Genomic DNA, 15,989 nt, shown 5'->3' with positions numbered 1-15,989 from the left:
GGCTCTGTTGTAATCATTTAAAATGTATTAAGCTTACATCGTTATTTGAAGTTATTTCAGCATATAACGATACGTGAGGGAAACGGAACCTCCTCGGCGTTTACCAAAATAGCCTTGGACATCCATGTTAATTTTACTGCGATTTAAGAAGCTATCTTCATCATCGCTTTTTGGTTGATATTCAAAACCAACACCGACAAGCCCTGTAGAACCTTTCATTCCCGGCGCATCGATTGAAATGCCGGCAATATTCGCATCTCCCTTTCCATCAAATTCATATTGATACGCAAGGGAAGTATTGAACGTCATCTGTTCTGAATAGACTTTTTCATATTGGGTTTTAAGCTCTAAGCGAGAAGACTTCAAGCTTTTGAACTGAATTGCATCGCCATCAATGGTAATGCCATCTGAGCCCAAGTGACTATATAGATAGCGAATAGAAGTATTCAGGTTACTCGTATCATCCAATGCATATCGATATCCTGCGCCTAAATATCCACCGAAGTAAGTCACTTTACTTTTGTAGTGTGCTTCTTCTCCACTTCCTGTAATAATATCGCTAGAGTTGAATTTTGTATTGATTCTACCTACTTGCATGCCAAAATCAGCGTAAAACTCATTCGTAAAGTCATAAGTTCCTGCGAAACCTAATCCATAGCTACTATTATGACCTTTTCCTTTTACCTCGCCATCTGCAAAATAGTTATAGGTTTTGTAATCGTCATATCCATAGGTTGCAAAGCCGGCAATGGAGAGATTTTCAGAACGATATCCCGCTCCCATTAAGAGATCAAACATATTGGCGGTAATATGGGATCCTGATTGATATCGATCTCTTCCACCTTTAACAGTGACGAAAGGTGTTACCTGATCTTCTTTTAAATCTCGAATAATGCCAGTTGCGAGATCTGATTTTCGAGTGACATTCATGAGAGCAGAGATTCTGCCTTCCACTAATGGCTTGATATTTCTTTCGACGAGATAATCATCTAAGATTTTATCTGATAAGAATTTTGCAGATACTTGTTGAGTAATATCATCGATTTCATATTCAACATGAATTTTATTGGCAAGACCCATTTGAAGCTCATGTTTTTCGCCAGTTTCTATCAGGTCGCTTAAAAAATCTTTTGGAGTCTGAGTACCATCAGTGGTATTCCAATTTCCTTGTGTTAAAAGCGCATCTGTTGCTGAAAGTAGCAAGATTGAATCGCCGGCTTTGACACTATTTTCTCCAGAAATGCCTTTGAGTAAAACGAGGGATTTATTATGGGTAATATTTTTATCATTGGGAGATTCAATGTCAATATTATCCCATGTATCCTCGTTATGTAATTGTTTTGTAACGGTAATCATGGCGGTATCTGAGTTTACAAGATAATCGTTATTTTTTGTTAAGTAAAAATTATAGTTTTCAAAGTTTCCAAGTTCTGCAACAGAAAGAGGATTGCTACGAATATTTAACACATTACCGGTAAAGGCATTTTTATAAGCAGCCGCACCATTAATATTTGCGCCCCAAATACTACTTTCAGGGCCTAAAGTGATTTGACCATCTAAGCTGATTTGGTTGTTGGTGGCAATGATCGTCCCAACCGGATCTGTACCAACAGGGTTATCATGAATACTGACATTAGCACCAACAATATCGCCATTAATATGGCTATCTTGGAGGCTGATAATGCTTTGAGCTTCAGCTTTATGATGAGTTATAGCGATGGAACCTATGACATTTTGATCAATAGTGCTATTGGAAATATCTAGCTCAGAGAATGCTGTTGCTCTATTTTCTAAGGTTGTAGTGGCATTTATAGTGGAGTATGCGCCATATACCGAGGTTTTTGCATGTCCTCCTGTCATAACAATGCTACCTGTTGCTTCCGATTCTTGGAAGCTATTAGCATAACCAGCAACTAAAAGACCTCCGACAACTCCATCGGACATATTTACGGAACCCTTAGCAATAATAGAGGAGCTATCCATATTTATTCCCAAAGCTGAGCCGTAAGCGGAGTATACATGACCTTTAATTTCGCCCCCTGAAATTGTTAATTGAGCAGTTGACTCTCCTTTTTGTGCGGAATTAATGTAGGAGGCATACATATTTCTATCAATTATACCGCCAGAAAAATTGATAGTTCCATTTGCGATAGCTTCAATTCCTTCAGTAGCAACTCTATTAGCATTTCCAGCAGCATGAGCTCCATAAACCATTTGTGAAAATTGACCTCCTGAAATATTAACGGTAGCGTTTGAGATTGCAGATCCTAATTTTTGATTTGTACTCCCGGCACCCGCTACAATATCTTTAAAAGTTCCGCCATTAACCGTTAAATTTCCTGTAGCTTCAAGGCTGAAAAGGCCGTCGCCTATGACTCTTGCCTGTATAGAGGTATTAGCCGCCATAACACGACCACCAAACTCTCCTTGGTGAATTGTTAGGGTTCCTTCAGCAATAGCAGATTGTAATGTTGGATTAGAATGAGGAGTGATTTCAGAATGAGATCCCATCAGAGCTCCAGTGATTCTTCCATCATGAATCGTTACTTTGTTATTTTTAACAGTGGCATTGTCATTATTGGAGTATCCCCCATACACGCTAACAGGAGCTTGGATTGAATCATCAGTAGCATCGAAGTCAATAATGACATTATTATCTTGGGGTTTATTGATGCCATCGATAGTAGGGATGATACTCCCCCCAGGATTGAGAACAGAGGTATCTGTACCGTCATAAAAAATAGTGGTTTCAGTTAGATCTTCAGCCATAAGAATGGGCGTCGTTAATATGGCTGAAAGCGCTAAAAAGAGAGGGAGCTTCTTAAACGTTTTTATTTTCATTAAATACATCTCCTTATTTACAATTTAATAATACATGGAACATATCACATAATATTTATTAAATAATGTATATATTTAAATGATTATATCATTTGTAAATTTTTAAGCATGATCGAGGTTAGCTTTCCATCATATTTTTAATGAAAAGTGACTAATTTATTACTTAGATCTTTCTCTCTTAATAAAAGTGAATGAAAAATTATAGTATCTTTATTAGTAAGTTACCGTTATCTATTGATCTGTTTGTTATAAATTGGTGAAATTTATAACAAAAATTGTCTAGTGTTAAATTTATTTGTCATGTATAAATGTCTATACATTATTCATCTGATGCCATAAATGGAATGATCATTTAAATACTCATTCAATAGACATTAGATGAAAATATACTAATAAAAGATGATAAGAATCATAGAAGTGTCAGGAGAGAATATGAAACAGGTCGAGTTAGGACGCCCTTTAACGTTAGAGAGCTTTAATGCAATCGTCAGAGAAAATGTCGAAATCATATTTTCAGAAGAATATCGATCTAGAGTGGATCGTTCTAGAGAGCAATTGGAAAATTGGGCTGCTGAAAATAGAAAAATGTATGGCGTAACGACAGGGTTTGGATCCTTGTGTGATGTGATGATTGATCAAGCTTCTTTAGCACAGCTTCAAAAGAATCTTATATTTTCTCATGCTGCTTCTGTGGGAGAAGTCATGCCGGTAGAACAAGTAAGGGCTGTAATGCTCATGGTTCTACAAAATATCGGGCAGGGTTTTAGTGGTGTACGAAGCATTGTTTTAGATCGATACAGAGATATGCTGAATCAACAGGTAACACCATATATCCCCAGTGATGGTTCTGTGGGATATCTATCGATAGAAGCGCATATTGCTTTGACGCTTTTTGGGGAAGGCCAACTTTTCTACCAAGGACAATGGCATCCAACCTCGGAAGTATATGCACTTTTAGGGTGGGACATTTTGCCATTAGCAGAAAAAGAAGGATTAGCGCTTATTTCTGGAACAACCTCCGCAACAGGGCTTGCGGCATTAGCGCTTTTCGATATGTTACAAGCTGCTAAAACAGCAGACGTGGTCGCCGCAATTTCTTCAGAAGCCTTAAGCTGTAATTTATCGGCATTTGATCAACGAGTGATGTCTGTGAGACCGCATATTGAACAAGGAAAGGTCGCACAGAATTTACGAGCGATTTTAGAAGAATCTTCATGGCTTCAAAATAATTCTTCAGCAATGTTGCAGGATGCGCTTTCAGTTCGTTGTATTCCTCAGCTTCACGGGGCTGTACGTAAAGTATTAGAAGATGCTAAAACAACACTTGAAGTGGAAATGAATGCTTGTTGCGATAATCCTATTGTGTATATCGATGAAGAGGATGCGGCGATTATTTCAGCTTGTAATGCCGACTCATCATATGTAGGTATTGCCATGGATGCAGCAGCGATTGCCGCAACGAATTTAGCTAAAATGTCTGAAAGACGAAATAATCGTCTACTTGATCAGCAATATTCCCATCAATCTTCCTTCTTAGTTCAGAACCCTGGGCTCAATTCAGGATTAATGATCCCGCAATATACGCAAGCGGCGCTTTTAAACGAAATGAGAATTCTTTCAACTTCTGCAACCATTGATAATACGCCAACTTGTAATAACCAAGAAGATTACGTTGCTATGGGCTATAACGCTTCTAAAAAGGCTTTGAAAGTTGCGAAGAATCTTGAATATATTTTAGCAATAGAGCTTTTGTCTGGCTTTGCGATCCAAGCATTTTTAACAGAGCATCCACGCTCTCAAGTAACTCAGGCAGTTCAAGCAACGTTAACGGCTCGTTTACCTGATTTGAGTATCGATGTGCATTTATCTCCCTGTATTGAAACTGTTAGGGAGCAGATTCATCAAGGAAGAATTATAGAAGATGCCGAATTGATCATTGGACAATTACAGTAAAGATCGTAGCAAAGCTATGACGATAAAAATTATTAAAAAATCACGATAAAATTATAAAAATGGAGAGATGGAAATGAACAAAATGACTGTTCGTTGGGGCGTTTTCGTGCCAATGTTTTTAATTATGGGGGTTGCGGTACTGATAGGGCTGATTGATAACAACCTGCTGATTCAGATTTCAAAAGCAATTTTTGATTGGGCACTCAATAGTTTTGGTTGGTTATATCAGTGGGTATCACTTGTTGCGCTTCTATTTGTGAGTATTATTCTGTTCTCTAAACTTGGGAAAAAGAAAATAGGCGGAAAAGATGCAAAGCCAAGCGGCAGTTTTGGCAGATGGTTTGCAATGGCGCTTAGTACGGGAATTGCTACGGGATTAATCACTTATGGTGTGAATGAACCGATCATCTATTTTGGTAATATTTATGGGGAACTGGATGGTTTTGGAATAGAAGCCGAAACAAGCTATACCGCATTATGGGCGATGGGAAGAGTTTTTTATAACTGGGGATTCATTCCTTATGCCATTTATACCGCTTCAGGGCTAATTGCTGCTTATGTCTATTACAATCGCAAAAAAACGTTATCAGTGGCTTCAACATTAACGCCACTTTTTGGAGATAAGGTTTATAAAAAGGGCGTAGGGAGTGTCATTGATACTTTGGCAACGATGGCAATTGTATTGGGACTCGCTTCAGGAATGGGAACTGGGCTTGCACTTGCCATTGTAGGATTAAAAGTGGCTTATAATATTGAGCCAACGGTTAGCTTATGGGTTGGGTTGGGTGCTACGACTACTTTTGTCTTCACATTTTCTTCTTATGTAGGGTTAGATCGCGGATTTAAGGTATTGGCGGGAATTAAAACTAAAATTCTCTATTTCCTCTTAATCTTACTTTTTGTAACGGGGCCAACCGTTTATATCTTAAGAATTTTAACGGCAGGCATGGGGATTTGGCTCGATAGCTTTTTCCTTTGGGGTTTAGATCCTATAGATAATGGAGGAGCGGCATTAACACAGTGGTGGACGCTTTTTGATTGGTCTGTATGGATTGCTTATGCGCCATTAATGGGGTTATTCCTTGCAATGATCTCTTATGGAAGAACATTCCGTGAATTCATCATTATTAACTGGATTCTCCCTTCAGTATTTGCTCTTATTTGGTTTTCAGTATGGGGCGGAACAGCGTTACATTTGCAACAAGAAGGCGTTGTGGATCTTGTAGGAATTATTAAAAATAACGGCGCAATTTCTGGCTTATGGGCTTTCTTAGAACATCTACCTTTTAAATTAGGATTTGTGATAGTGCCACTCTTCTTGGTATTAAGTCTGTTCACATTTGCAGTAGTTGCCAATAGTATGACCACGACAATTGCCGGCATGTGCGTGAATAATCGTTTGATGGGAGAAGAAGCACCAGGATATCAGCGCATTATTTGGGGAGTATTAATCGGATCAATCGCGGTGATCATGGGCGCGTTTGGTGGCGGTGGACAGGGAATAGATGGTATTAAGTATTTAGCCGCAGCCGGTGGATTCTGTGTATTCTCTATCTTCATCTTACAACTAGCCTCTTTAGCGAAAGTATTTATTTTTAAGCAAGATGCTTTTGATAAAGAATAAATCATTGTAAAGAATAAGTATGGGACCGATAATAAAACGCCTCAAGGAGTGATTACTTGAGGCGTTTTTTTGATGTTAAACTATCATTCATGTGATGATTTATTATCGTTTTTGAAAATTGAACTTTATAGGTATTTCAAAAGGATAAGATATAATTTTAGAGGTTTTACATTCTGGAATTTTGGTGGGAAATATGAGAAGTTTTCAAAAAATATTACTGATGATCTTCGGCGGAATTTTTCTGATGATCGGAATAATTGGGATATTTTTGCCATTACTGCCTACGACGCCATTCATCATACTAACAGCATTATGCTGGGCAAAAAGCTCTAATCGTTTTCATACTTGGCTGTTAGAGAATCGGTATTTTGGTTCGATGATTCAAAATTGGGAGCAAAACAGGATCATTCCGCTGAAGATAAAATGGTTAGCTATTGGAATGATGAGTAGTTCTGCGCTTTTATCTCTCTATATCTTACGGGATTACGCTTGGTGGTTGCCGGCAATCATCATTGTAATGGTCATATTAGCCTCACTTTGGATCTGTTCTTTTCCTCATAACGTAAAAGAACAGTAATAATGAAGAACAACAAGTTAAAAATAACAAGCATCATACTGAGTTTAGAATGACAAAACTGAGTGTGATGTTTGGAAACCCTCCATATTTATTAGATGAAGGGTTTCATTGACTTATATTCTAGTAGGAAGCTCATTAGGGCGAAGATCAAAGAGTAAAATCTCGGCATTATGACCATTTGAGAAAGTCAGCGCAGATTCTTCACGGATTCTTGCACCATCGCCGGCATTGAATATTTGTCCATTCACATGAAGCGAGCCTTTGGCAACGTGAAGGTAGTAGTAACGATGAGGATCTAATGAAAATGTTTCAGTTTCATGTTCATTAAATAATCCAGCATAAATTTTGGCATCTTGACGAATGGTTAAGGAATGATCTGCACCATTAGGCGAGATGATTAAGCGAAGTTTTCCTTGTTTTTCTTCGTTAGATACGTGGATTTGCTGATAATTCGGTGCCTCATTTTTAACATTAGGCATGATCCAAATTTGTAAAAAATGGACAGAATCTGTTTTGGAAGCATTCATTTCGCTATGTACAACACCATTGCCGGCACTCATCAGCTGAATATCGCCCGGTTTAATGGTAGAACCATTTCCCATAGAATCTTGATGTCCCAGCTCTCCCTCTAACACATAGCTGAAAATTTCCATATTATCGTGGGGATGTGCGCCAAAACCTCTTCCGGCATCTACAGTATCGTCATTAATGACTAAAAGGTCGGAAAAACCGATTTGCTTAGGATCAAAGTAATTGGCAAAAGAGAATGTATGCCAAGAGTTGAGCCAACCGTGATTAGCAGGGCCACGATCATTTGCTTTGCGTATTTCTATCATGAGTTAATATCCTTATATAAATAATGTATCGGAATAAATAGTTTTAAAATTTTTGATGATTTTTTTAATGGTTTTCAAAGAGACAGAAAAGTATTAGTTTTTAGTTTTTGGATTTTTAATGAAAAAAATTGAATTTATCTTCTGAATCGTTATTATCTGATACTGTTCATTATAAAGATGGAAATCGATACTAAATTGAATTAAATTGACAATAATGATCGAATTTTTCGAAAATTAAAATTGATTCAAGAATTTACTTAGATAATAAGGTGGATATTTTATGAAGTTAACATTAGAAGCAATTAAAATTATTGATACGATCGCGAAAAGCGGTTCCTTTTCTAAAGCTTCGGAGATTCTTCATAAGGCGCCTTCAACCATCTCTTATAGCGTTTCTAAAATCGAAGAACAGATGGGATTTCAGTTTTTTGAACGCAATGGTCCGCATGTCACACTCACGGCATTAGGAACGTTATTGTTGGAAGAAGGGCGTACACTTTTAACCGCTGTGACAGATTTAGAAACCCGATTAAATAAGATGGCAAGCGGGATAGAATCATCTATTAATCTTGCCTTTGATGCTATTTTCCCATTGGAAAAAGCATCTGTGTTACTCAAAAAATTTAAAGAATCCTCTGTCGCAACGGAGGTCAATATTACAAGAGAAGTCATGATGGGGACGTGGGAATCTTTGATGAAATTCCGCTCCGATTTGATTGTTGCTGTCGGAGAAGGACCAGAAGGCGGTGGGTATAGTACATATCCCATTGGCATGATTCCATTTATTTTTTGTGTGGCGCCGTATCATCCTTTAGCACAAAAAACATTGCCTCTCACAAAATGCGATTTGCTCGATTATACTGCCGTGATTTTGTCAGATAGTGCTCGTTATATGCCCCTTCGAACTGTGGGTGTTTATGAAGGACAGAAACGGATTACAGTGAATACGTTAGAAGATAAAATCTTGCTTCAAAAGCGCGGAATTGGGCATGGTTTTCTGCCAAAGTATGCGGTGCGTCATGAGCTTAAAAGTGGAGAATTAATAGAATTGCCAGTAACAGAAGCACATAAAGATGAAACCCTCTATATGGCTTGGCGTACGCATGATGAAGGTTTGGCGATTAATTGGTGGAAAGATGCCTTAGGGAAAGAGTGGATCAATGAATCTGCGTAAACAATAAAGAAAATTGGAGTGGATTGTAGTTGTGAAGTGTCGTTGAGTAATAATTAATAGATGAAATGATGATGAGTGTTTACGATAGCGGAATTTGGAGCTGATTGAGTTCATTATTCAGCGCATCTTTTTCAAGATCAATATTTGCAATGGTCAGCCCAATTAAGCGAATCCCTTTTTGTGGTTTTAGCTGAATATTCTCTAATAATAGCAATGTGACTTGCCACAAATCTTCTAAGCTTTCGCCTAAAGGAAAATGCAATGTTTGGCTTTTGGAAACTTGGCTGAAATCTTTATAGCGCAATTTTAATGTGCAGTTTCTACCAATAAATTGGCTTTTTAGAGAGCGTTTAATAAGCTCTTTTGCCACAATTTCCAGCTCTTCAATAATCTCTTCTTTCGATGTTAAATCATCAAAAAAGGTCTCTTCCACACCTAAAGATTTTTGCGGTTGATAGGGATCAACGATGCGATGATCAATCCCGCGCGCATAATAGTAGTAATTTTTGCCGGCCTTGCCAAAATGATGAGATAGAAATTCTTCGCTTGCTTGATAGAGCTCTTTGCCGGTAATGATCCCAAGTTCATGCATCTTTTTGGTCGTGACTTTTCCAACGCCGTAAAAATCTTTGATTGGGAGCGTTTGTAGAAAGCTGACGGCATTGTTTTCTTTTATTAGAAAAATACCATTGGGCTTATTCACATCGGAAGCGATTTTCGCTAAAAATTTATTATAAGAGATGCCAGCAGAAGCGGTTAATCCTAATAGATTTTGAATTTTCATTTTAATCTCTAAAGCGATCTTATTTGCTTCAGCAAAGTTATCGGCAAGATGAGAGATATCTAAGTAAGCTTCATCAAGGGAGAGAGGTTCCACAAGTTCGGTATATTCATGAAAGATTTTTCGAATAGCATTGGATACTTCTCGATAACGAGAAAATCTCGGAGGCGCAAAAATAAGGTGCGGGCAGAGCTCAAGCGCTTTTCTTGTGGGAAGTGCAGAATGAATGCCATATTTTCGGGCTTCATAGCTTGCAGCAGCAATCACACCTCGACCTTCTGAAAACCCAACAACTAGAGGTTTTCCGAAAAATTCAGGATGATCATGTTGCTCTACGGAAGCGTAGAAGGCATCCATATCAATATGTATAATTTTACGAGCAGTTGAATTCATAAATGATCACGGAAATGAAATAGCCTAAAATTGGGTAAATGAAGAATCGTTAGTATGTAAAAAGGTTGAAAAATATTAGAAAATATTAAAGCGATCTGTGGTGTGATTTTAACGGAAATATAACAAGAGGTACAATGAGAGATAATATGAGATACGCAGGATATATAAAGGTTAGATATAGAGATCAGATATAAAGATTAGATATGAAGATTAGATATAAAAATAAAGCCATCAGAGAGATGGCTTTATTTGTAATCTATTGATGATTAGAGATTGTTGACATGCATCTATGTATAGATCTGTTTGACTAAAATCTGCTATTTTTTTGCTGATTTTTTACGGCGTTTTTTAGAAGGCTTTTTATCGCTAGCTTCATCTCTAGAGATTCTTCCTGTTTTTTTAGAACGGGATCTTTTTTCAGAATCTCCTTTAGCTTTACGGCTACGAGATTTTTTTGGAACAGGACGATCGCCGGCACTTTTTTTATCTCCGCCTTGAATTACAGGAGAAATAAGCTCGAAATCAATATGCTTTGTTTCAGGATTAGAATCCAATACTTTCACACGAACAGGATCGCTTAAACGATATTGCTGACCTGTTTTTTCGCCAATTAAGCGGTGGCGCGTATCGTCATAGATGAAGTAGTCGCCTTGAAGCTGTGAAATATGCACTAAGCCTTCGATAAAGACATTTTCAAGCTCAATGAACATTCCAAAACTTGTAATGCTCGTGATTTTCCCATCAAACTCATCGCCAATAAAGCGTGAGAGATATTTTGCTTTCAACCAATCCATGACATCACGAGTTGCATCATCCGCACGGCGTTCCGCCATCGAAGTATGCTCACCCATTTGCACCATATGCGCTTCAGGATAGAAGTGAGATTTATCACCGCCTTGAAGAACAAGTTTGATCGCACGATGTGTAATGAGATCAGGGAAACGGCGAATCGGTGCTGTGAAATGCGCATAATGCGAAAGCGCTAATCCAAAGTGACCATTATTCTCAGGTTGATAAATCGCTTGGCTCAAAGAGCGAAGCATCACCGTTTGAATCATATTAAATGCCGGCAATTCTTTTGCAGCTTCCAAAGTATTGGCATAATCCATCGGCGTTGGTGATTCAGCGCCGGCAAGTCCTAAGTTGAATTCTTTTAAGAAATCACGAAGGGCTTGTAGTTTTTTGCTATCAGGCTTTGGATGCACACGATAGAGCGCCGATAATCCTGAGTTTTCAATGAATTTTGCCGCAGCAATATTCGCTGTAATCATGCATTCTTCAATAATTTTATGCGCATCAAAACGCGCATCCGGCACGATTTTATCAATCTCGCCATCATTGTCGTATAAAATTAAGGTTTCAACAGTATCAAAATCAATGGTTCCACGCTCATTACGAGCTTTACGGAGAATTTTGTAGAGATCATGTAAGTTATCTAAGTCCGGAACAAGCTTCTCATAACTTTCACGAAGCGTATCGTCACCATCAATAATATGTTGGACAAGTTCATAGGTTAAACGAGCATGTGAGCGCATGACGCCTTCAAAAAACTCATATTGAACCAGTTCTCCATCAGGATTAATCTGCAATTCAGCCATCATGATCAAACGATCCACATCTGGATTTAACGAACAGATTCCATTAGAGAGCTTTTGATGAAGCATTGGTACAACATAGTTCGGAAAATAGACCGATGTTGAACGAAGATAGGCATCTTTATCAATGGCGCTATCACGTTGCACATAATGGGCAACGTCTGAAATCGCAACATAGAGTTTGTAAGAGCCATCTGTGAGTTTTTCACAATATACGGCATCATCAAAATCTCGAGCGGTAATGCCATCAATCGTCACTAACGGCATTTCTCGGTAATCTTTACGCTTTGCAGTTTCTTCTTTTGAAACGGTATCGGCAATCGATTCAATTTCCGCTTCTGTCTCTTTTGAGAATTGATGCGGAATATTATGCTCTAAAAGTGCTTGCATGATTTCGATATCAATCGTCATATTCTCGCCAAATACTTCTAATACTTCCGCTCTTGCACGTGTTTTAGGAGAAGGATATTCGGTAATTTTAATGCGAACGAGATCTAAATTTGTTGCTTTTAAAGTATCGGCATCATCGATTAAGAATTCTTGGGTAATCTTGCGATTTTCAGAAATGACGGTAGAAACACCTTCACTGCGATAAAAACGGCCAATGAGTTCAGTAAGTCCATGCTCCAGAACTTTAATAATGCCGGCAATACGGCGACCACGATTATCCACGCCGGCAATACTTGTTTCAACCGTATCGCCGTGAAGGACTTTCTTCATTTCACTTGGTGGAATAAAGAGAGAAGGTTCGCCCGGAACGTCTAAGAAACCGTAACCTTCAGGATGACCTGAAACTGTTCCGATGTAAGTTTTATCTGGGCTAATAATATGTAATTTTTCTTTGGGATCTAAAAAGAGAGAGCCTTGACGAATCATCGCATTTAAGCGGTTTTCAAGGGCATCTAATTCCCAGTTTTTACGAAGCTTGAAAATCGTCGCAATCTCTTCAAATCCTAGGTTAGGATGGTTTTGAAGAAGTTCTAACATAAAGGCACGGCTTGGAATCGCTCGGCCATATTGTTCTTTTTGTGCGCTATATTCCGCATCATTTTCGAAGTATTTGGCAAAATATGCTAAATCTTTTGTTGTATCATTCACTAATGTTATTTCCTTATATGGATAACTCCCACTGAATTTCATAAGCTTTCTTTTGCGAAATTTATCTTATTTCTTAATTCGCAATTACTATGAAACTATTTTAATCATCTTTAGTGGGCGTTGTAATTTTAATTGTTATGGTGCCATCATTGGCATAGGTTGGCGATTTTGTGATCTTTGAAGTCGACAAAGCCTTCATTATCCCCATATTCTGTTGTTATTGTATGCGCCCAATGTTTGCAAATTTTTCGGAGAAGGCGCATGGGATCGGTGAATGGGAAGGTTGCTGTTGACTGACATGATTGCATCAAAAAGGCTTCCTTAAAGTGATTGTTGTTTTTGTTCGGTTTCCTGTCATTTTAAACAGATATTTCATCTGTTTTTCGAGCTAAATCATTGTGATTGAGATCATGGATTTTAGAGGTTAGTGTATCAATAAATCGCGAACAAATCTTATTTTCAAGAGGAACCGCCCAAAGATCTTGCCGTTTTAAATGCCGGCATTTTGAAGCATCTTTTTCCGTCATCAAAATTGGTGTTGTAATATCTTGAAGATCCTTATCCGTAAATTGAAAATGATCGGGGAAACTTCGGGTCTGAAAGGTTAATCCTTTGGCTTGAAGCATTGTGTAAAAGTTTTCAGGATGTGCAATGCCGGCAATTGCCGTTAATGGTTGGTTCTGAAAATCGGTAAATGGATTTGAAACTTGAGTATGAAGATTGATCGGCGATAAGAGCTCAGAATGAAGTTCAATGATCGGTGTTGATGTTTTAGCTTTGAGTTCTGAAGTATCGGCATTGTTACTCAGAATAAAATCGGCAGAATTAAGACGAGAAGTGGGTTCTCTCAAAGGTCCTGCCGGAAAAATTCGTTCATTACCAAAACCTTGTTTTCCCACCACAATGATTTCAATATCTCGGGAAAGCTGTTGATGTTGTAGTGCATCATCGCAGATGAAGCAATCAAGATCAGGGTATTGTTCTAAAAGTGCCATGCCAGCAGTATAGCGAGAAGCATCAATTGCCATCGGCGCTGTCGTTTTCTGATAAATTAAAAAAGGTTCATCGCCCATGATTTCTGCGGTTGAATGATCATTTGCGATATGAAGTTCAGAATGTTTTCGACCAAATCCTCGGGAAAGAATGCCAACTTTCAGTCCACGTTTCTGTAATTCTTTCGTCAGCGTAATGGTTGCCGGCGTCTTTCCTGTACCGCCGACATTAATATTTCCAATCACAATCGTTGGTTTTGGTAATCGTTGCGCTTTTTTGGCTTTTGATGCTAAGTCTTGATGGGAAACCCACTCATAAAGCTTAGAAGCGGGCAGTAATAGTGTTGAGATCAATCCTTTAGATTGCCAAAATTTCGGTGTTTTGAGCATGGTAAATATATCTTTCTAAAGTTGAATATCAATGTGAATATTTATGGATGTTTATAGAAGTAGCTATAAAGCGATGTCTATAATTATAAAGCAATTTTTTCGATCAAGAATAAGTTTTTATTGAATGCTTATTGAATTGTTATTGAGCTGTTATTAAAGAATTATGTTACATAATTATGCGTCATGCAGATTACGCGATTTGATGAGTTTGGGTTTCGGGCTGATCAGATTGTTCAGATGCGATCTTTTGTTCATAAAGATAGACAAGCCCTTTGAAGATCAAGGTTTCATCAAAAATAAATGACTGCTTATTCTCAAGCTCCGCATAGTGATACATATTACCGCCGGTTAAAATCACATTATCAATTTGATATTTTGTTTTGATCTCTCGTAAAAGTCCTTCAATCATATAGTAATGACCGTTAATTGTGCCAATGCCGATAGATTCAAGGGTATTGAATCCTAAAACACCTTCTTGCGCTTCATAATTCATTTCTGAAAGTAGGGCGGCTTGTGCAAAAAGTCCTTTAAGACTGGATTGAATGCCGGGAGAAATCGTTGTTCCTAAAAACTGATGATTCTGTACGACAAAGATTGTGGTTGCTGTGCCAAGCGCAACAACGGCGTAGTTTTCGCAAGGATACGTCGCTTTCACACCATAATAATTTGCGACAAAATCCGCACCTAAAAGATGCACATTGTTCAGTTTAAAAGAGGACCAATCGACGGGAAGATCATGGCGTAAACTATAGACAGGAATCTCGAAATAGTAACCAATTGCACGAATGAGATCATTTAAATCAGGTACGACAGAAACGTAGACAATTGCGAAAAACTCCATATCAAACTCTTGGAGAGTTTTCACAATCGTATCCGTATCACTCAAGATATTATCTTGGCTGAGCGGTCTGATTAATGGAGTCAAAGTTTCAGTCTTAGGATCATAAGCCCGAAAATCTGCAGTTGTATTACCAATGTCTACTAGTAGTAGCTTCATGATTCCACACTCTTTTATAGAAAATAAAGGGTACTATTATAGACATTTTGTCGTGAAATTCATCTTTACCATGAGATTCGGGTAAATAGTTCACAACTTTATCTGACAACATTATTGACGTTTCGCTTAATTTGAGGCTGTTTTTAGATATTTCAAGAGCGCCGTACAATCTGTAAAAAAATAATCCGCAAGCTCTGGATAAATATTGCGATCTTGATTCACTAAAATCGTCTGAATGCCGGCATTTTTACCGCTAGCCAAATCATATTCATGATCGCCGACAATCACAGCTTCTTTCGGAGAGATATTCCAAGTTGTTAAAATCTGCTCAATGCCATCCGGCGAAGGTTTTGGCTCGGCATTTTCTCTACCAAATACCACATTTTCTTGAAAGTAATCGTGAACATCAATCGCTTCTAATGTAATGAGTGCTAAATCCTGCAGATTACGAGTTAAGATCGCAAGTTCTGAAGATTGATGATTCAAGTATTCTAAAAGCTCGACAGCACCCATTGCCGGCAATGATTGCTTTGCAAGTTTTAACTCATATTCCGCAAGCCAACGTAATCTCGCATTTTGATCCTCAAGCGGTAATTGCGCCAGATTTACCAAAATATCTTCATCATCCGGAATATCTAATACCTTTTTAATCATGGCAAAATCATGCACGGCAATAGTTAACGTGCCATCCATATCAAAAATCCAATGGCGAATATTACGAAGATCAGGATAGCTCAT

Annotated in this window: 11 protein-coding genes; 4 read left to right on the top strand and 7 right to left on the bottom strand. The window is 38.1% G+C overall.

Annotated elements, in window-relative coordinates:
• Positions 1-51: 51 nt before the first annotated feature.
• Positions 52-2,841: an autotransporter domain-containing protein gene (locus ACYSN2_RS07665; protein ID WP_461749666.1), complete on the bottom strand. Its 2,790-nt coding sequence runs from the start codon at positions 2,839-2,841 to the stop codon at positions 52-54.
• 432 nt (positions 2,842-3,273) lie between these two features.
• Here ACYSN2_RS07665 and ACYSN2_RS07660 point away from each other — a divergent pair, with 432 nt between their 5' ends.
• From ACYSN2_RS07660 to ACYSN2_RS07650, 3 genes are all read left to right on the top strand, one after another.
• Positions 3,274-4,794: an HAL/PAL/TAL family ammonia-lyase gene (locus ACYSN2_RS07660; protein WP_461749665.1), complete on the top strand. Its 1,521-nt coding sequence runs from the start codon at positions 3,274-3,276 to the stop codon at positions 4,792-4,794.
• A gap of 73 nt (positions 4,795-4,867) precedes the next feature.
• Positions 4,868-6,418, top strand: a complete 1,551-nt coding sequence (locus tag ACYSN2_RS07655; protein WP_461749664.1) for a BCCT family transporter — start codon at positions 4,868-4,870, stop codon at positions 6,416-6,418.
• Positions 6,419-6,611: 193 nt separating this feature from the next.
• Entirely contained in the window at positions 6,612-6,995 is a 384-nt protein-coding gene (locus tag ACYSN2_RS07650; protein ID WP_461749663.1) for a YbaN family protein, read from the top strand.
• Positions 6,996-7,108: 113 nt separating this feature from the next.
• On the opposite strand, the gene ACYSN2_RS07645 is transcribed toward ACYSN2_RS07650, so the two are convergent.
• Complete coding sequence (locus tag ACYSN2_RS07645; RefSeq protein WP_461749662.1) at positions 7,109-7,831, bottom strand: pirin family protein; 723 nt, start codon at positions 7,829-7,831, stop codon at positions 7,109-7,111.
• A gap of 280 nt (positions 7,832-8,111) precedes the next feature.
• Between ACYSN2_RS07645 and ACYSN2_RS07640 the strand changes: the two genes are divergently transcribed.
• Positions 8,112-9,005: a LysR family transcriptional regulator gene (locus tag ACYSN2_RS07640; protein WP_461749661.1), complete on the top strand. Its 894-nt coding sequence runs from the start codon at positions 8,112-8,114 to the stop codon at positions 9,003-9,005.
• Between the two features lie 79 nt (positions 9,006-9,084).
• Here ACYSN2_RS07640 and dinB read toward each other — a convergent pair whose 3' ends face one another.
• The 5 genes from dinB to ACYSN2_RS07615 all read right to left on the bottom strand — a co-directional run bounded on the left by dinB (position 9,085) and on the right by ACYSN2_RS07615 (position 15,989).
• A complete protein-coding gene (gene dinB, locus ACYSN2_RS07635; RefSeq protein WP_461749660.1) occupies positions 9,085-10,179 on the bottom strand; it encodes a DNA polymerase IV in 1,095 nt (364 codons plus the stop codon).
• Between the two features lie 317 nt (positions 10,180-10,496).
• The gene (gene rnr / locus ACYSN2_RS07630; protein ID WP_461749659.1) at positions 10,497-12,872 is read right to left on the bottom strand and encodes a ribonuclease R; all 2,376 of its coding nucleotides are present in this window, start codon (positions 12,870-12,872) and stop codon (positions 10,497-10,499) included.
• A 359-nt stretch (positions 12,873-13,231) separates the two neighbouring features.
• On the bottom strand, positions 13,232-14,254 hold the full coding sequence (gene lpxK, locus ACYSN2_RS07625; protein WP_461749658.1) for a tetraacyldisaccharide 4'-kinase: 1,023 nt from the start codon (positions 14,252-14,254) through the stop codon (positions 13,232-13,234).
• 190 nt (positions 14,255-14,444) lie between these two features.
• A complete protein-coding gene (locus ACYSN2_RS07620; protein ID WP_461749657.1) occupies positions 14,445-15,251 on the bottom strand; it encodes a type III pantothenate kinase in 807 nt (268 codons plus the stop codon).
• Positions 15,252-15,377: 126 nt separating this feature from the next.
• Positions 15,378-15,989 (bottom strand): HAD family hydrolase, encoded by a 612-nt coding sequence (locus ACYSN2_RS07615; protein ID WP_461749656.1) that lies wholly within the window; start codon positions 15,987-15,989, stop codon positions 15,378-15,380.

The sequence above is a fragment of the Ignatzschineria sp. LJL83 genome (assembly GCF_054871845.1).
Note: the sequence above shows the minus strand (reverse complement) of the source record. Positions and strands in the feature narration are given on the sequence as shown.